The organism is Sphingobium xenophagum NBRC 107872, from assembly GCF_000367345.1.
GTDB classification, from domain to species: Bacteria; Pseudomonadota; Alphaproteobacteria; order Sphingomonadales; family Sphingomonadaceae; genus Sphingobium; species Sphingobium xenophagum.
Genome location: NZ_BARE01000012.1, coordinates 1 through 17,796 on the forward strand (window position 1 = coordinate 1; position 17,796 = coordinate 17,796).

The 17,796-nt window shown below is 61.1% G+C and carries 18 protein-coding genes and 1 pseudogene; 16 read left to right on the plus strand and 3 right to left on the minus strand.

Annotation, left to right across the window (positions count from 1 at the left end; all coding sequences use genetic code 11):
- The first annotated feature begins 191 nt into the window (after positions 1–191).
- From istA to SX1_RS25115, 4 genes and pseudogenes are all read left to right on the plus strand, one after another.
- Entirely contained in the window at positions 192–1,706 is a 1,515-nt protein-coding gene (gene istA, locus SX1_RS06765) for an IS21 family transposase (protein ID WP_026149559.1), read from the plus strand.
- On the plus strand, positions 1,703–2,539 hold the full coding sequence (istB, locus tag SX1_RS06770) for an IS21-like element helper ATPase IstB (RefSeq protein ID WP_019052403.1): 837 nt from the start codon (positions 1,703–1,705) through the stop codon (positions 2,537–2,539). Before istA ends, istB begins: the two co-directional genes overlap by 4 nt.
- Positions 2,540–2,640: 101 nt before the next feature.
- A pseudogene (locus SX1_RS23725) lies at positions 2,641–2,796 on the plus strand (ATP-binding protein); the annotation flags it as partial.
- 459 nt (positions 2,797–3,255) lie between these two features.
- Positions 3,256–3,384, plus strand: a complete 129-nt coding sequence (locus SX1_RS25115) for a hypothetical protein (protein WP_019052405.1) — start codon at positions 3,256–3,258, stop codon at positions 3,382–3,384.
- Between the two features lie 41 nt (positions 3,385–3,425).
- On the opposite strand, the gene SX1_RS23730 is transcribed toward SX1_RS25115, so the two are convergent.
- Both SX1_RS23730 and SX1_RS06785 read right to left on the minus strand, forming a co-directional pair.
- Positions 3,426–3,614, minus strand: coding sequence for a hypothetical protein (locus SX1_RS23730; protein ID WP_081609930.1), 189 nt, complete (start codon positions 3,612–3,614; stop codon positions 3,426–3,428).
- Entirely contained in the window at positions 3,611–4,357 is a 747-nt protein-coding gene (locus SX1_RS06785) for a Crp/Fnr family transcriptional regulator (protein ID WP_019052406.1), read from the minus strand. Before SX1_RS06785 ends, SX1_RS23730 begins: the two co-directional genes overlap by 4 nt.
- Before the next feature lie 346 nt (positions 4,358–4,703).
- On the opposite strand from SX1_RS06785, the gene katE reads away from it, so the two are divergent.
- The 10 genes from katE to SX1_RS06835 all read left to right on the plus strand — a co-directional run bounded on the left by katE (position 4,704) and on the right by SX1_RS06835 (position 14,902).
- Positions 4,704–6,794, plus strand: coding sequence for a catalase (katE, locus tag SX1_RS06790; RefSeq protein WP_017183434.1), 2,091 nt, complete (start codon positions 4,704–4,706; stop codon positions 6,792–6,794).
- Between the two features lie 77 nt (positions 6,795–6,871).
- Positions 6,872–8,026, plus strand: coding sequence for a glycosyltransferase family 4 protein (locus tag SX1_RS06795; protein WP_017183435.1), 1,155 nt, complete (start codon positions 6,872–6,874; stop codon positions 8,024–8,026).
- Positions 8,019–8,954 carry a glycosyltransferase family 2 protein gene (locus SX1_RS06800; RefSeq protein WP_017183436.1) on the plus strand — a complete coding sequence of 312 codons (936 nt, stop codon included), beginning with the start codon at positions 8,019–8,021 and terminating at the stop codon, positions 8,952–8,954. Before SX1_RS06795 ends, SX1_RS06800 begins: the two co-directional genes overlap by 8 nt.
- A gap of 242 nt (positions 8,955–9,196) precedes the next feature.
- Complete coding sequence (locus SX1_RS06805) at positions 9,197–9,994, plus strand: glycosyltransferase (protein WP_241763652.1); 798 nt, start codon at positions 9,197–9,199, stop codon at positions 9,992–9,994.
- Positions 9,991–11,106, plus strand: a complete 1,116-nt coding sequence (locus tag SX1_RS06810; RefSeq protein ID WP_017183438.1) for an acyl-CoA dehydrogenase family protein — start codon at positions 9,991–9,993, stop codon at positions 11,104–11,106. Before SX1_RS06805 ends, SX1_RS06810 begins: the two co-directional genes overlap by 4 nt.
- The gene (locus tag SX1_RS22430; protein WP_026002438.1) at positions 11,100–11,780 is read left to right on the plus strand and encodes a PIG-L deacetylase family protein; all 681 of its coding nucleotides are present in this window, start codon (positions 11,100–11,102) and stop codon (positions 11,778–11,780) included. Before SX1_RS06810 ends, SX1_RS22430 begins: the two co-directional genes overlap by 7 nt.
- Positions 11,777–12,367, plus strand: coding sequence for an SAM-dependent methyltransferase (locus SX1_RS06820; RefSeq protein ID WP_017183440.1), 591 nt, complete (start codon positions 11,777–11,779; stop codon positions 12,365–12,367). The genes SX1_RS22430 and SX1_RS06820 overlap by 4 nt, the downstream gene beginning before the upstream one ends.
- Positions 12,349–13,215: a glycosyltransferase family 2 protein gene (locus tag SX1_RS06825; protein WP_017183441.1), complete on the plus strand. Its 867-nt coding sequence runs from the start codon at positions 12,349–12,351 to the stop codon at positions 13,213–13,215. The genes SX1_RS06820 and SX1_RS06825 overlap by 19 nt, the downstream gene beginning before the upstream one ends.
- A gap of 338 nt (positions 13,216–13,553) precedes the next feature.
- A complete protein-coding gene (locus SX1_RS06830) occupies positions 13,554–14,009 on the plus strand; it encodes a MaoC family dehydratase (RefSeq protein WP_017183442.1) in 456 nt (151 codons plus the stop codon).
- Positions 14,006–14,902 (plus strand): HpcH/HpaI aldolase/citrate lyase family protein, encoded by an 897-nt coding sequence (locus SX1_RS06835; RefSeq protein ID WP_017183443.1) that lies wholly within the window; start codon positions 14,006–14,008, stop codon positions 14,900–14,902. The genes SX1_RS06830 and SX1_RS06835 overlap by 4 nt, the downstream gene beginning before the upstream one ends.
- Positions 14,903–15,143: 241 nt before the next feature.
- Here SX1_RS06835 and SX1_RS06840 read toward each other — a convergent pair whose 3' ends face one another.
- On the minus strand, positions 15,144–15,983 hold the full coding sequence (locus tag SX1_RS06840; RefSeq protein ID WP_100215222.1) for a phosphotransferase family protein: 840 nt from the start codon (positions 15,981–15,983) through the stop codon (positions 15,144–15,146).
- Between the two features lie 112 nt (positions 15,984–16,095).
- Here SX1_RS06840 and SX1_RS24175 point away from each other — a divergent pair, with 112 nt between their 5' ends.
- Positions 16,096–16,269, plus strand: a complete 174-nt coding sequence (locus SX1_RS24175) for a hypothetical protein (protein WP_017183445.1) — start codon at positions 16,096–16,098, stop codon at positions 16,267–16,269.
- A 159-nt stretch (positions 16,270–16,428) separates the two neighbouring features.
- On the plus strand, positions 16,429–17,661 hold the full coding sequence (locus tag SX1_RS06850; RefSeq protein ID WP_017183446.1) for an FAD-dependent oxidoreductase: 1,233 nt from the start codon (positions 16,429–16,431) through the stop codon (positions 17,659–17,661).
- Positions 17,662–17,796 lie beyond the last annotated feature (135 nt).

The window sequence follows — 17,796 nt, forward strand, 5'->3', positions numbered from 1 at the left end:
AGTGCTGCGCGACAATCAAGGTGAGAACAGCGCGACAATCTAGATGAGAATGGCGGGGGTGTGTCTGTCGGGACGAGGGGCGAAGCCCCGAGGAGCGACAGACACACCCCCGCAAGCGTCTTTTCTTTTGGAATGGCGCTTTTGGTGATCGTGACCTGCCAGGTGGCGCCTCCTTTGGAAGGGGAGATGCGGTGCCCGGGAGACATATCAACGATCATCAGGTGAGATTATATATGAAGATGAGACAGACAGTGTCGCCGCGCTCGGCGGCGGCGTGCGCGGCGTTCAGCACGGCAACGGCGTATCGGCTGGAGCGGGATGCGCAGTTGCCCTCGCAGAAGAAAGAGCCGCGCGGTCGCCGACGCCCCGATCCGCTGGTGGATATCTTCGATAGCGAAGTTGTACCGCTGCTGGAGGCGGCGCCGGGACTCCGGGCCGTGACGGTGTTCGAAGAAATGCAGCGTCGTCATCCTGAGCTTCCCGATGGGGTGCGGCGGACGATGGAGCGTCGGGTTCGAAGCTGGCGGGCGCTGCAAGGCCCGGATCGCGACGTGATCTTCCGCCAGGTGCACGAGCCGGGTCGGATGGGGCTGTCGGATTTTACCGACATGGCCGATCTGGGCGTACACATCGCCGGGGTCGGGCTCGATCACCGGCTGTACCACTTCCGGCTCGCCTGTTCTGGCTTCGAGCATGCCCATGTGATCCTGGGCGGCGAGAGTTATGTCGCGTTGGCGGAGGGGCTGCAGAATGCCCTGTGGGCGCTGGGCGGCGCGCCGCGCGAGCATCGCAGCGACAGTCTGTCGGCGGCGTTCCGGAATCTGGATGCATCGGCGCGCGAGGATCTGACGCACAGATATGACGCGCTGTGTCGCCATTACCGGATGGAGCCGACCCGCAATAACCGCGGTGTTGCGCATGAAAATGGCGCGATCGAGAGCGCGCACGGGCATCTGAAGGCGGCGGTGCGCGACGCGCTGTTGATGCGCGGATCGGCCGACTTCGACGACCTTGCGGAATATCGCTGCTTCGTCGACGAGATCGTCGCGCGCAAGAATGCGCGGTGCGCGAAGCGGATCGACGCCGAACGGGCGGCGCTTCAGTCGCTACCGAGCATGCGCACCAGCGATTATGAAGAGGTGCTTGTCATGGTGACCTCCTCGGGCGGGTTCACGCTGCGCAAGGTGTTCTATACCGTGCCGTCGCGGCTGATCGGCCATCGACTGCGAGTGCGACTTTACGACGATCGGCTTGAGCTGTTCCTCGGCGGCACACCGCTCTTTACGCTTCCGCGCGGCCGCGCCGAGCGCAGCGGCAAACATGGCCATGTCGTCGATTATCGCCATGTCATCCATGCGCTTCGGCGCAAACCGATGGCGCTGCTGAATCTTGTCTATCGCCACCAGCTCTTCCCGCGCGAGGCCTACCGGCGCATGTTCGATCGGCTGCTGGAGCGGCTCGCCGAACGGGTCGCGTGCCGGACAATGGTCGAGCTTCTTAGCCTCGCGCATGAGCGGGCCTGCGAGGCCGAACTCGCCGCTGTGTTGGAAACCCTGCTAGCGACGCCGCAGGGTATGCCGGACATGGCAATGCTTAGGGCGCGGTTCGCGCCCGACCCCGCGGCGCTGCCCGAGGTCATCGTCGAGCTCGTCCCGCTGAGCGCCTATGAAGCGCTCCTGGCTCCTCGCGCGGAGGAAATGGCATGACCCAGGGTATTGATGTCACAAAGCTCACGCTGATGCTCAACGAGCTGCGACTGCCGACAATCAAACAGCTCTGGCCGACGTTCGCCGAGCGTTCCGACAAGGAGGGCTGGCCGGCGGCGCGGTTCCTCAGCGCGATCACCGAGCATGAGATCGCCGAACGCGGTCGCCGCCGCATGGAGCGGCATCTGGCGGAGGCGAAACTGCTGCCGGGAAAAACGCTCGATACGTTCGACTTCGACGCGGTTCCGATGATATCGAAGGCGCAGGTGATGGCGATCTGTGCCGGAGACAGCTGGCTCGAAAATGGCGCAAACCTGATCCTGTTCGGCCCGCCCGGCGGAGGAAAATCGCATCTGTCGTCGGGCATCGGGCTCGCGCTGATCGAAAAGGGTTGGCGGGTGCTGTTCGTCCGCACCTCCGACCTCGTCCAGAAACTACAGGTCGCGCGCCGCGAGCTCGCGCTCGAGAACGCGATCAATCGGCTTGATCGCTTCGACCTTCTGATCCTCGACGACCTTGCCTATGTCGCCAAGGATCAGGCTGAAACCTCGGTTCTGTTCGAGCTGATCAGCGCGCGATACGAGCGGCGTTCGCTGATGATAACCGCCAACCAGCCGTTCGGCGAATGGAACCGGGTCTTCCCCGATCCCGCAATGACGCTGGCCGCCGTCGACCGCCTCGTGCACCACGCCACCATCTTCGAGATGAATGTCGAAAGCTATCGGCGGCGCACGGCTATCGAGCGAAAACAGCAGGGGGCAGGTCGCCCCGCCAAGGTCGCCACAGCCAAAAATACCGATGTGTCGCTCCCCGACAATCAACCTGAGACATAGGTCTTGCCAGCGGCAATCAAACACACCAAAACGACCTCGTCGCGATCAGCGCTTCTCATCCTGATCGTCGCTAACTTCTCATCCAGATCGTCGCGCTACAGACCAGCGTCATCATCACCACGAACCTCGCCTTCGGCGAATGGCCGACCGTGTTCGGCGATCCCAAGATGACCACGGCGCTGCTCGACCGCGTCACCCACCACTGCGATATCGTCGAGACGGGCAACGACAGCTGGCGCTTCAAAAACCGCAGCTGACAGCCACCTTCGGCGCCTTCAAAAATCTATCTTGCGCTGCGCGCGCCTCCGGTCGGGCTACGCCCGCCCTCCGCCGCACGCAGCGCAAGGCCATCTTCAACAAACCAGCATCATATTATCTGAAAAGGGGGTCCCTTTTGAACGCCGTTTGACAATTCCAGGCGATCATCGACCACCTTGGCGCGCAACTCGCTCGCATTGACGCCCTCGCCTAGTGATCGGGCGATGATTTGCCAGCGGATGACGGCGCAGATAGCTCCAAGCCATGGTCCGCAAAGCCATAAATGCCCGTTGGTGATTTGCCGATGTCGCAATAGAGCGCTGTCAAAAAGCGCGAACACGCTAACGTACGGGTATGGCCAACCTTGCCGATAGCTTGTTTGGTGTTTCAACCCATCGCGCGAGGGGTATGCGTGTCAGTGTTTTATGCATGCCCGCTGTAGCTGACACCTCAACGAAATGTACGTCAAGATCAACAGAGAGATGTCGATCTGGCGTGCCATCGATCATGAGCGCGAAATGCTGGAGAGTCATTTAACGAAAAGACAGAATAAAAGGGATAATATAGGCCAGGCAAACTTATATTAAACTAAGTAGCACTTCAAATTGTTGAACAAAAATCTGTTTTACTATTTATCACTTTCTGTCTTTTCCTCGATCATTCTGGCGGCTTCAATCAAACTTTTGCCGGTTTCTGATGCAGCATAGGCAGTCATGGTCACCGCGACCCCATTAGGCCCATCAAGCAGGACAAACCCTTCTGCCACGCTCGCTTTTCCGGGCAGCGAGTGAACACTGGTATCTTCTGGCGGTATCATGATGTTAGCCTTTCGACGCCTGAGCGATCCGATATAGTTTCAATGTAGAGATAGGCGGGATTAAACTGACCTCTGCGGGCCAGACCTTCGACGTCGAGAATTTCCACGAGCGATGAGCGAAAGATGCACAATCGCTCTTCCCGCAACTGCCGCAGCACGCGATTGGTGTGAACACTTGTTATGCCGCAGATTTCCGAAATATCCGCCTGGGTTAGCCCCAGGGCAAAGCGTTTTCCGTCGCTCAAGCCGACCGGCACCAGGCGGGCGTTGGTTTCAGACAGAAAATGCGCCACACGCCCAACTGCGTCCAGCCGTCCCAGGCGGAAGAGCCACGCCCGGTGCATGGCAGCATCGAGCAGGGTGGAAAACCATAGCTTGCGCGTGAGCTCGGGCATTGTCGCGTTGATGTCGTCCAAAGCCTTGTGCGGAATGACTGCAATCGTCGCCGCTGTCAGGCTTGCGACATCATGATCCAATATCTTGAGCGGATAGCCGTGCAGGTCCAGAAAATCCCCTGGCACTTGGACAGCGACGAGCTGGCGCATCCCTTCGCGATCGTCCAGGTAACGGCACATGAAGCCCTCCAGCAGCAACATGCTCACGGACAGCGTGTCACCAGCCTGCACCACAGTCTTGCGCGCATCGATCGTTCGTATTTCGAAAACCGCTTTTTCCAGAATGGCGCGTTCATGAACATCCAGTTCGACGCCGCGACGATCCCTTAGAAATTTGTCGGTAAACAAGATTGGTCCTTCACGGCGAAAAAACCTGGGTTTGGACAATAGCAACGGTCCGTGGCGACGCCGTATCCAGCCGCCGGAAATAAATCGCTATAACGTACATTAGTTTTGGATCCGTCGGCGCAACTTGCTGAAGAGCGCCGGGTTATCTCTCCGCAAGTGCCACGGGTTCCCGACCATGCGGGAATTCGCATTTATCTCGGATGGCCCTCAAACGTGCTGGAAACGCCTCCGGCGCCTCTCTCGTGCATAAGGATGCCCCATGCCTCAGTCCCCTCCCGCCGCCGGTAAAGTTCCCGGCGGTGCGCCCAAAAAGGCTTCTCGACCTGCACCTGCCGAAACTCTCTCAATGAACTTTGCAGAACCGCAGGCAGAAGGTGGCGAAACGCATCAGGTTGCCGGAGGAGACGTCGCGGTCTTGACGACGGCACATGGCATCCAGGTTGCCGATGATCAGAACAGCCTGAAACAGGGTGCGCGTGGCCCAACCTTGCTGGAGGACGCGCATTTCCGCGAAAAACTGTTTCATTTTGACCATGAAAGAATCCCCGAGCGCGTTGTCCATGCTCGCGGCTACGGTGCGCACGGCTATTTCGAACTGACGGAATCCTTAAGCGACGTCACCCGCGCGGATGTCCTCCAGCGGGTCGGCGAACGCGTTCCCGCTTTCGTGCGCTTCTCCACGGTCGCAGGGTCCAAAGGCTCCGCCGATCTGGCCCGCGACGTGCGCGGCTTTGCCGTGAAGCTCTACACGCAGGAAGGCAATTGGGACATTGTCGGCAATAATATCCCTGTCTTCTTCATACAGGACGCGATCAAATTCCCCGATTTGATCCACGCCGCCAAGCCGGAGCCGGACCGAGACTTTCCGCAGGCGCAGACTGCACATGACAATTTCTGGGACTTTATCAGCCTGACGCCCGAAAGCTTCCATATGGTGATGTGGACGATGTCGGACCGCGCTATTCCGCGTTCGCTGCGCACAATGGAGGGCTTTGGCGTCCACACCTTCCGCCTCGTCAATGCGGATGGCAAATCGACCTTCGTCAAATTCCACTGGAAGCCCAAGCAGGGCCTGCAATCGGTCATGTGGAACGAGGCGGTCAAGATTAACGGCGCTGATCCTGACTTCCATCGTCGCGACCTGTGGGACGCGATCAACGCCGGGGACTTTCCCGAATGGGAGCTAGGCGTTCAACTGTTTGACGATGCGTTTGCCGACAGCTTCGACTTCGACGTGCTGGATGCAACCAAGCTGATTCCGGAAGAATTGGTGCCTGTCCGCATCGTTGGGCGTTTGGTTCTGGACCGGGTCGTCGACAATTTCTTTGCCGAAACGGAACAGGTCGCCTTCATGACCCAGAATGTACCGCCGGGCATCGATTTCAGTAACGACCCGCTGCTCCAGGGCCGCAATTTTTCCTATCTTGATACTCAGATCAAGCGTCTGGGCAGCACCAACTTCACCCATTTGCCGATCAACGCACCCAAATGCCCGATGGCCCATTTCCAGCAGGATGGGCATATGGCGATGCGCAATCCCAAGGGGCGCGCCAATTATGAGCCCAATAGCTGGGGGGCGGCGCAGGGCGGTCCGCGCGAAGACCCGGTGCGTGGCTTTAACAGTTTCACGCAGGAGGCCGATGGCTCCAAACAGCGGGTCCGTTCAGAAAGCTTCGCCGATCATTACAGCCAGGCGCGACAATTCTTTACCAGCCAGACGCCGATCGAGCAGAAGCATATCGGCGACGCTATCGTGTTTGAACTGAGCAAGGTCGAACGTCCCGACATTCGCTCACGAACCGTCTCGCACCTGATCAACATCGACGCTACTCTGGCGCAAACTGTTGCTGACGGGCTTGGTCTTGCCTTGCCCGACCCGGCAAAGGCTGCGCGACCCACCATGATGGACCTGCCGACGTCTGATGCACTGAGCATCCTCAAAAACGGGCCGGACAGTTTCAAGGGGCGCAAGCTGGGCATCCTCATGACCGACGGCGCTGATGCTGTCGTCTTTAATGCGCTGGTAAAGGCGGTCGACAAGGAGGGTGCGGTTTACGAGGTTGTCGCGCCCAAGATCGGCGGCGTGACCCTGTCGGATGGCACAGCGGTTCCGGCCAAACAGAAGATAGACGGGGGGCCCTCCGTTCTGTTCGACGCCATTGCCGTGGTGGCGTCAGAGGAAGGCGCTGCGCTGCTAGCCATGGACGCGGCCGCCAAGGATTTCGTCACGGATGCCTTTGCGCATTGCAAATATATCGGTTTGACAGCCGAGGCGCAGGCCTTGTTTGAAAAGGCAGGGATAGCCGATGATCTGGACGAAGCCTGCCTGCCGCTGGCGACAGCAAAGGATGCCCGGTCATTCCTGACCGCTTGCCGGGCGTTGCGCTACTGGTCGCGCGAACTGACGGTCGATCTGGACGCCCAGCCCGACGCCTGATCGCGGATCTCTACGAAAATCAACGGGGAGATGGCTTCACGCCATCCCCAACCACGCGCGCGAGAGGATGACACTCTATGCGGATCGGCATCATCGCCCATCTCAAACATCCGATAGCCGAGCCCTTTGCCGGTGGATTGGAAATGCACACGCATCTGCTGGCAAGGTCGCTGAGGGATCGAGGCCATGCAGTGACTCTGTTCGCTTCATCTCGATCGCAGCCGGGGATCAATCTGGAAGCGATCTGCGCCGAAACCGCGATACAGACTGTGGGTACGACCGAAGCCAGCGACGTGCCCTTCTTTCGCGAGCATCATGCCTATCTCAGTCTCATGACCGATTTACGCCATCGCGACTTCGACATCATCCATAACAATTCGCTCCATTATCTGCCTGTAGCTATGGCCGACAGCCTGCCCATGCCGATGGTGACGACGTTGCACACGCCGCCCTTCTGCTGGCTGGAAAGTGGTATCCGCCTATGTACAGCGCGCAGCCACAGTTTCGTCGCCGTGTCGCGCTCGGTTGCCGCTCTCTGGAACCACGTCACACATAGCGACGCAGTGATATGGAACGGCATCGACCTGCAAAAATTTGCTTTCCATCCTCAGCCCGCCGCCGATCCCTATCTGGTCTGGTATGGCCGCATCGTCCCGGAGAAGGGATTGCATCTGGCGATCGAAGCTGCCCGGCGCATTGGCCTTTCGCTGAAGATTGCAGGGCCAATCCTCGACGATGATTATTACCGGACACAGATTGCACCGGCGCTGAGTCAGGATGTCGCTCATGTCGGACATCTGACTCACGAGCAACTCGCCCACCTCGTTGGCGGCGCGCGCGCCTTCCTCTGCACACCCATGTGGGATGAACCTTATGGCTTGGTCGTTGCCGAAGCGCTCGCCTGCGGCGTGCCGGTCGCGGCCTTTGCGCGCGGGGCGATCCCTGAAATATTGGATTCCAAATGCGGGGTCCTTGCAGTTCCGGATGACGTGACCTCGCTGGCCAACGCTGTGCTGGCCGCGTTGGCGCTGGACCGCAGCGCGTGTCGGACCAGAGCGGAACAGATGTGCGATGCCGACCGCATGGTCGATAATTATGAGGCGCTATATCTGCGTCAGATTGCCAAGGCGGCTTCAACTGTCTGCAGCGAAAAAACAGCATCCATCCATCTGATGCCCTCGACACGCCTGCCCCATTCGGCATCAAGCCCTAGATCGGCCTCGCTTGGCTGACGAGCGCGCCATGACGCTGTGCGTCTGCGTGCCTGCGCGGAATGAGTCGGCACGCCTGCCGATATTGCTCGATGCGCTTGCGATGCAGGACTGGCCCGATCCGATCCCGGTTTCGATAGCCATCAACAACAGTGGCGACAATAGCCGCGCTGTTGTCGAGGCCGCCCGCCAGCGTCACGCCGGGCGGCTCAATATAGGCATAACCGAACATATCTTCGCGCCGGACCTTGCGCACGCCGGATCAGCCCGGCGGCTGGCAATGGACAAGGGCCTCGAGCTTCTGCCTGCACTGGACAAGGCTGCTCTCGTCAGTACGGACGCCGACAGCCGCCCTCCGACCGACTGGCTGCGCAATATCGCCGCTGCCTTTTCGCGTGGCGCCGACTTGGTGGGCGGCCGGATTGACATAGATGGCGCAGAACCCCTGCCACCTCAAGTGCAGCGCTTGCGCATGGCATGGGACCGGTATTGGGTGAACGTCCGTACCATCGAGGATATGATCGATCCTCTGCCCTGGGACCCCGCGCCCCGCCATGGTGATCATACCGGCGCTTCGCTCGCCATTCGCGCTGCGCTTTATCTCGCCTGCGGCGGTGTTCCCGCAATCGCGAGCGGAGAGGACCGCGCGCTCGTAACGGCAGCACTCGCCCAGGGCGGGCGGCTTGTCCATCCCGTCATGGTCTCCACACGGGTCTCGCCACGGCTGGATGGACGCGCGGACGGCGGCATGGCGGCCGGGATGCAGACATTGTTCGCGAGCGCCCAAAAAAACATCTCACCCATGGCGCCAGCCTTCACCCATTGGCACGAACGCGCGCACTGGCGCAGGCAATTGCGTATGCAGCCCGATGGCGCTGCTTTGATCGCTTTGCAAGAACCCCTGCTGCCCCCGATGCCGCATGACATGGTGCTGGAACTCCAGCCATGACCCGTCGCCCTATCGGCTACTATGTTCATCATCATGGCGCCGGCCATCGCGCGCGGGCGGAGGCGATCGCCGCCGCCATCGACTGGCCTGTCGTCCTACTGGGCACGGGGCTGGGCACGACAGGGATTGACCTGTGCGATGACCGCCCCCTTTCTGGCAGCTTCGACGGTGTGGATGAGACGGCTTCACGCCCCGCTGCCTTGCACTACGCGCCTCTGGACCATGAAGGCGTACGGTCCCGCGTGGCCCAGATCGCCCAGTGGATCGCAACCGCGCGGCCTGCATTGCTGGTGGTCGATGTTTCGGTTGAAGTGGCGATGCTGGCCCGCCTCGCATCGGTCCCCACCATCTATGTGCGGCTTAACGGCGATCGCAGCGACTTAGCCCATCTTGACGCTTTCAGGGGCGCGACAGCGCTGCTTGCGCCGTTTCATCGCGACTTGGAAATGGCATCGACGCCGCCGTGGATCAGGAACAAGAGCCGTTATCTTCCCGGCATTACGCCAGCCACACCGGATCATCTTGCCGAAGATAACAGGATACTCGTGGTGATCGGACGGGGCGGCCCGCCGGGCGATGGCTCAGCGATCGCGCAAGCGGCCCGTGCCTGCCCAAATATGCAATGGCGGGTGATCGGGCCGGTAACCTCAACGACCGATCGACCCGCAAATCTCGATCTGGCTGGATGGGTCAACGATCCGGTTCAAGAAATCGCCCGCGCTGGGCTGATAATTGGCGCTGCAGGAGACGGTTTGGTGAGTGCGGTTCTTGCTGCCAACCGTCCTTTCCTCTGTATCCCCGAGGACCGCCCTTTTAACGAGCAGTTGGCTACAGCGCTCGGGCTGGGTCGGCTGAACGCTGCAGTCGTTCTGGAAACATGGCCGTCTCCCGACCATTGGCCAGGCTTGATCCGCCAAGCAAAAATGCTCCCGTCGCAATGCCGCAAGCGTCTGCACGATCGCGATGGCGTAGATACGGCCGCTCGCTGGCTTGCGGGAATGGCCGCGGCTGCTGTTCAAGAACTGGACCCTGTCGCATGACCCTATCCCACCATACCCGTTCCAGCATCGACAGCCCGATCGCGCGCGCGGAGGCGATCACCCCCACCCTTGTCGCGCTTGGCAGCCGCTATGATGCCGCACCAGTCTTTCCGGTCGAGAGCCTGAAGGCGCTGGTCGCAGCCGACATCCATCGCACGTTCGCTCCCATCGAAAGCGGCGGCGAAGCCTTTGAGGACGCCGCCGCCCGCAACCAGTGTTTGATGCGCATCCTGCGGATCGTCGGTCGCGCAGACCTTAGCGTCGGACGGCTCTATGAAGGCCATGTCAACGCACTCGCATTGTTCGACTGGTTTGGCTCTGCTGCTCAAAAGGCCGAATTGGGCCGAAAACTTGATCAGGGCGCCTTTTACGGTGTGTGGGCCACCGAGCCGCCGCCGGGCGTGCAGCTATGCCAATCCATACTGCGGAGCGGCAAGTCTTTCGCGACAGGCGCAGGGGGACTTGCCTATGCCATCATCACCGCGCAGCCCGAACAGGGCGAGCGGCAACTGGTCGTCGTTCGTGCCGACGAACCCGCCCGGACAGACCTGTCGCAATGGCGGGTCAGGGGTATGCGGGCAACGGGCAGCGGCCTCTATGACCTGACGGGCATGGCGATCGATCCATCTCACCTGCTGGGCCGGCCCGGCGACTATGACCGCGAACCGCGCTTCACCACCGGCGCCTGGCGCTTTACTGCCGTGCAACTGGGTGGAATCGAGGCGCTGCTGACGCAAACGCGGCTCGCCATGTCTGATGCAGCGCGCGCCGATCCGCTGCAACGCGCCAAATTCGCCGACGCTGTTGCTGCGGCCCGCACCGCCTATCTTTGGATCCGCGAATGCGCACTCCGCGCTGCGCACGACGATCCCGATGGTCCCGCTTTCGCCCGCATGACGCGCGGCATTGTTGAGCGTGCAGGTCTGGACGTGATGGAGTTGGCGACGCGCATCATCGGCACGCGCAGCGCGATGGACGGCGAAAGGATCGATAAAATCATCCGCGACCTCAGCCTCTATCTGCGACAGGGCGGACCTGACTATGCCCGCGATCAGGCCGCGCTCGCCTGGCTGGACCATGACGCATGGGGCGCGGAGGACGCCTTGTGGTAGGTCTCTCTCTATCTGCGAAGCCGTGGCGAACGCTGCGTTGGCTGGTTCTTGCGCCCCATCCCGATGATGAGACGCTGGGGGCTGGCGCGCTTATTGCTCAGACGGCGAAGTCGGGGCGGCTGGCGGGCCTTGTCTATCTCACCGACGGGTCTGGTTCGCATGAGACAATGCCGGGCAGGTCGGGGACATTGGTAAGCAGCCGAAAGCGCGAAGCCGCCACCGCCTTTCACCGCCTGACGGGCAACCGCAATCAACCGCCGGTGCATCTTGACTGGCAGGACGCCTCCCCCGTCCCGCCGGGACATCCTGCTTTCGATCGCGCCGCGCGACGGCTGACCGCACTGTGCCGACGCTGGCAGGTCGATGCTCTGGCCGTCACTGCCCATCACGAACCCCATTGCGACCATGAAGCCGCTGCACAACTGGCCTATGCAGTGGGAAAGCGGAGCAAGGGCAGGCTGGTAATTGCCGAATATGTCGTCTGGGCTCTGCCGCCGACCTCCTCCAGCCATCGCGAATTGCGCACCGCGCCCATGCTGCGCGGACAGCGCCGCCTTGCCCTGGCCGCGCACCGCAGCCAGCTTACCGTGTCCCACGGTCCCGGATTTCGGCTGCCTGCTACGCGTCGTGCGATGCCCGCCAGCGACATCCTCTACCTGCGGAGAGCCTCATGACGCGGCGCAAGGCCAGCCTGGATCGGGCTTATTTCGAGACGATGTTTCGTTCGACCGACGATCCCTGGGATCTGGAAAGCAGCGCTTATGAGCGGGATAAATATGCCCACAGCATCCGTTCGCTGGGCGGGCGCACCTATGGATTGGGTTTCGAGATTGGCTGCGCAAAGGGCGTACTGACGCAGTCATTGGCGCCCCATTGCCACGCATTGTTGGCGATCGACATCAGCGAAACCGCGCTCAAGGCCGCCCGCGAGCGCTGTGCCGCGTTTGACCATGTCTCCTTTGGCCAAATGGCTTTTCCGGGACAGGCACCGGTGGGCGGCATCTTCGACCTCATCATCCTGTCCGAAGTCGCCTATTATTGGGATGATCACGACATCGGCCGCGCCGCCCAGTGGATCACCGGCCATATGGCGCCCGGCGGCGACATATTGCTGGTCCACTGGACTGGAGACACCGATTACCCCCAGAGCGGCGATGATGCGGTGCATAAAATGCAGGCCGCACTTGCCCCAGCCATCACCGAGATCACGGCGCAGCGGACGGCCAAGTATCGCCTTGATCTATGGCGCGTCTGCGCATGACCTTGAGCGTACTCACGATCGTCAAGAACCGATCGGCGCATCTGGCGCAACTGATCGAAGGTCTGCGCCGCAGCACGCATTGTCCCGACGAACTCATCATCGTCGACATGGCCAGCAATCGGCCGATCCATGCCCAACAAGCGCGATTTCCAATTCATGTCCTACGTCTTGATGGCCCAGGACTGCCACTCGCGGCAGCGCGGAACGCGGCCGCGCGGGCGGCCAAAGGGGACAAGCTGTTGTTCCTGGACGTCGACTGCATCCCGATGCGCGCACTAACAGGGGCCATCACGCAATGCCTGAAAGACCATGACGCGCTGATCTGCGCCGACATACGCTATCTTGGCCCTGACGATGCCCGTGGCGAATGGGAGGAAGCGGATCTTCTTTCGCGGGCGCATGGACATCCTGTTCGACACTTTCCTGCAAACGGTCTGCGTCAGGAGGACAATGCCGGTCTTTTCTGGTCGTTGGCATTCGGCCTGCATCGCCAGAGATTTTTTGATCTGGGCGGGTTTGATGAAGCGTTTACCGGCTATGGCGGCGAGGATACCGACTTCGGCTTCCGCGCGCGGGAGGCAGGCCTGCCCCTGCTGTTCATGGGCGGTGCTGGTGCCTTTCACCAATATCACGACGTTTTCGAACCCCCGCTTCAGCATCTGAACGACATTGTCCGCAACGCGAACCTCTTTCGGAAGCGCTGGAATATATGGCCGATGGAAGGATGGCTCGACGCCTTCGAGACAGCCGGTTTGATTTTACGGTCCGGGCACGGAATTCATGTGCTTCGTCAACCAAGCGACGTCGAAATTGAGCATGCGCGAATGTTGCAGCCCGTTTCGCCCTGACAGAGAGGGACAGCAACATGTGCGCAGGCGTGGCGCGGATCATGTTGCCGCGCCAGTCTATCGGCGCAACATGACAGCGAGGGGACTCGGATTTGTGCGCTTCAGCGTCAACTTGCTTCGATTTGTATTTCCGAATCTGACGATCGCAAATGTCCACCGAGCCAAAGGTCGCTGCCAACGGTAGCCGACTGGACCCGCTCACTCATAGTCAACAATGCGCCCCCTTGTGGCCAATCAACGCCGGGCGGGGGGCAAAATGTCGCGAACTCCGGTCATCGGGGCATGACAGCCAGGCGTTGGGCGGGTAGTTCAGACTGAGATAGCGGAGAGTGTAGCTGATGGCTGGCGTGTGGTTTGACGAAATGACGGTTGGGCAAATATTCGAGCATCCCATCCGGCGCACCGTGACGGAAACGGACAATGTGCTGTTCACCGCGATGACGCACAACCCGGCCCTGCTCCATCTGGACGAAGAATATATGCGCGGGACCGATTTTGGTCAGCGCATCGTCAACAGTGCGTTCACGCTGGGCTTGATGGTCGGCATTTCCGTCGGCGACACGACGCTGGGCACAGCGGTCGCCAATCTGGGCTGGGACGAGGTTCGCTTTCCCAAGCCGCTGTTTCACGGCGATACCATCCATGTCGTCAGCGAAGTCATCGAACTGCGTGAAAGCAAGTCGCGGCCCAATGCAGGCATCGTCACCTTCCTGCATCAGGCCTTCAATCAGCATGGTGAGTTGGTCGCGAGTTGCAAGCGCTCCGGCCTCCAGTTGAAAAGGCCACAGGGATGACCGCACCGATCCGTTCCTTTCTGTTCATTCCCGGCGACAGCGAAAAGAAGCTGGGAAAGGCCGATAGCACAGGCGCCGATGCGCTGATCCTTGATCTGGAGGATTCCGTTGCTCCGCCCAACAAAGCGCGCGCGAGAGAGATGGTGACTGCCTTTCTCATGGCACGCCCGCGCGAGCAGCGAACGTCGCAATTGTGGGTCCGGGTCAACCCGCTCGACACCGACCTGCTGCTGGGTGATCTGGCGGCAGTCGTCGCTGGCGCGCCGGACGGGATCATGCTGCCAAAGGCTAATGGGCCGGACGATGTGCGCACGGTTTCGCTTTTCCTTGATGCGCTGGAAGTCCAGGCGGGCATCGACGCTACCAGCATCAAGATTTTGCCGGTCGCCACCGAGACCGCGATCGCACCGTTCCGTCTTGGCGACTATGCTGCAGCCAATCTGGCGCGGCTGGCCGGTCTCACTTGGGGGGCTGAAGATCTGAGCGCCGCCGTGGGCGCAAGCACCAATCTGGACGCAAGCGGCGAATGGACACTGACATATAAGCTGGTCCGTTCGCTGACATTGCTCGGTGCACATGCAGCAGGCGTGGCGGCGATCGATACCTTGTTCGTCGATTTCCGCGACGAGGAAGGCTTGCGCGCATCATGCCGCGCAGCCCGCGCGGAAGGATGGAGCGGCCGTATCGCCATTCATCCCGCACAGGTCGCGCCGATCAACGAAAGCTTCATGCCAACGGTTGCCGAGGTTGAGCATGCCCGCCGGGTCGTCGCGGCCTTTGAGGCGGCCGATGGCGCGGGGACGGTCGGCCTGGATGGCAAGATGCTCGACATCCCCCATCTCAAGCAGGCCAACAACGTGCTGGCTCAGATTGCCGCCTACGTGCGCCGCTGATCCGTCTGGCATAGAGGGATCACCGGGCGCTTCGATCTTCAAGCCTCCCGATAGCGGCATATCGTAGGATAGACCGCCAGTGACGGTAAGGGCCTCGTGATCGAGAATGTCGCTCGGTATCCAAGGCACTTTGCGTCGTGACATACCGGCCTCCCCTTGTTGCCCATTATGCCTCGCTGCACAGGATATTTCTGACCGTCCCGTTCGGATTGAGCCCAAAGAACGGCGTTTGATTTCATAGTCACAATTGGTGCAGTCGGCCAATTCCATTATTTCGCAGCGCGACATCCAGATAGTGATGAAATGCTGGCGTTCTTCCCGCGTCGCGGGACCGCAACCACGCCAGCGCCACGACGGGTCGCCAAAGCGCCAAGTCAGGGGGTGAAACAGCCCCCATTGCCATGTAACTTTTGCGCAATCGCCTCGCTGCCCAGTCCCGCCACAGATTAGTCACCCAATCGGTAGGCCCGATGCCGAACCGCATCAGCATCTCGGATCGCACCGCATCGGCCGCCGGATGGCCCGACGCTGCCTTCGACCAGTCAATCACCCTCATGCCCTGTGGCGTCATCATGACATTACTAAGGTGAAAGTCGCCATGGATTAGCGCGTGTCCTTCAGGTAGAGTATTCAGATAGGCAATGGCAGCCCGTTGCAGCGCGACGGGCGCAGGGCCATGCGAGATGTCTGTAGCCAATACTTGTTTGAGTGGGCGCAACGCCCCTCCACTCTTCTGATGCATGGCGGCATGCATGGCCCCCATCCGATCCAGTGCCCACCCTGCCCGAAATGGCTTGCGGCGAATCCAGTCCATCAATGTCCCGCCTTCAAGCCGTGGATAAACGATGCCGCGCCGCCCGTCCCAAACCCACTGCCCGATCGCTGCCGCAGTAGGCACGCCGCAACCCTCTGCATAGGAGGATGCACCGGATTCCCGCGCAATCATCTCATCCGATACGCCTTCACGAAACAATTTGAGTACATGGCCATTTCCAAGGTCGAGCAGTTGCGCACTCTCGCCTCCGGCAATCAATCGTTGCGGTTCGCCAAACGGCGCAGACATGCTTGTTGGACCATCCATATCCCCTATTCCTTACGGTAAACCGCCCGCTATTCTACCAGAAATGGCGATGGTGCGTTGGAGCAAAGTCGAACGCGCTAACGAGCGGGCGTGATTCAAAGGCGAACAACTGGTGTTGTTCACGACGCGCAAGGGCGCGAAGGCGAGCGATCTTCAGTCATGGGGGCGCTCAAATGGCATCACCGAACTGGCCATTCCCCGTGACATTCGCGAAGTGGACGCGCTCCCGGTGCTCGGCACAGGCAAGCTGGATTATGTAACGATGGGGGGATTGGCAGCGGCATGACGCGCGTCATCTTGCTCGTTGGCAGGTGGTGAAATTCGGCATGTATCGCTGGATGCCGGTTCAGTTTCGCCGAATATTCCGAGCGCGCTCCCTCGCTCCCCAATATAGATTCCCGGCCATCCTCTTGGAACGGCCTGCCTGCTCGTCTAGACGTTGGTCATGCGGGGTCTGAACATCGCGATCGCAGGCTGCGGGCCGTGTGGACTGGCGGCGGCGCTGCTGCTGCATCGGGCGGGCCATCAGGTCACCCTTTTCGAGCGTTTCGATACGCCTCGCCCGATCGGTTCGGGCCTGATGATCCAGCCCACAGGCATGGCGGTCCTTGGCCGATTGGGGTTGCTGGACGACGTGTTGCGGCGCGGATCGCGCATCGACCGGCTGTTCGGCAAGGCGGGGGACCGGGTCGTCCTTGACGTTCATTATGCCGCGCTGCGCCACCGCGCTATGTTTGGCATCGGCATCCATCGCGCCAGCCTGTTTGCGATATTGCATGAGGCGGTCCTGCGAGCGGGGATCACCGTCCATACCGGGCGCACGCTCGTGGACAGCGAACCGGTCGGTGCGCAACGTACGTTGCGCTTTGCCGATGGCGAAACCAGCATCCCCTATGATCTTGTGGTCGATGCGCTGGGCACGCGCACGCCACTGGCGCCGCCGACCGGCCGGGAACTCGCCTATGGCGCACTCTGGGCCAGCCTCGACCTGCCGCAGGACGCGCGCTTCGATCCTCATGCCCTTGCACAGCGCTATGACCGCGCCAGCATCATGGCGGGCGTCTTGCCGATCGGCATCCCGCCTGGCGCTATGACGCCAAAGGCCGCCTTCTTCTGGTCGTTGCGCGCCGATCGGCTGGGCGACTGGCATCGGGCCGGATTGGGGCCGTGGAAGGCTCGCGTTACCGCGCTCTGGCCCGCATGTGCGCCGTTGCTCGACCAGATTGATGATCCCGACCAGTTGACCTTCGCCCGCTACGCGCACCGTACCCTGCGGTCACCGGCTGAGCGGGCATTGGTCCATATCGGCGACGCCTGGCATTCCGCCAGTCCCCAACTGGGCCAGGGCGCCAACATGGCCCTGCTCGATGCCTGGGCGCTAGCCAAAGGTCTGGCGGACGCGAACGGGGTGGATGAGGGGGTTCGTCTCGGCATCAAGCTGCGGCGACGCCATGTCCTGACCTACCAGTGGCTCACCGCCTTGTTCACGCCGGTCTATCAATCGGACAGTCGTTTGCTGCCCTTGATCCGCGATCGTTTTGTCGGCCCGCTGTCCAAATTTTGGCCCGCTACCAGCATACAGGCGGCGATGGTGAGTGGACTGGTCGCCGATCCGCTTGGGCCGCTGGGGCTGGAAAGTGCGCTTCATAGGCCCGCGCCAGAATCGGTGGCCGCGTGAGTACCAATCCTGCCAGCGAGCACGGCCCGATCATCGCCTTCGACGCCATGTGCGTGCTATGCTCCGCCAATGCCGCCTTCGTGCTGCGGCACGACCGGGCTCACGTCGCTGGCCCTGGATCGCAGCCAAATCGCA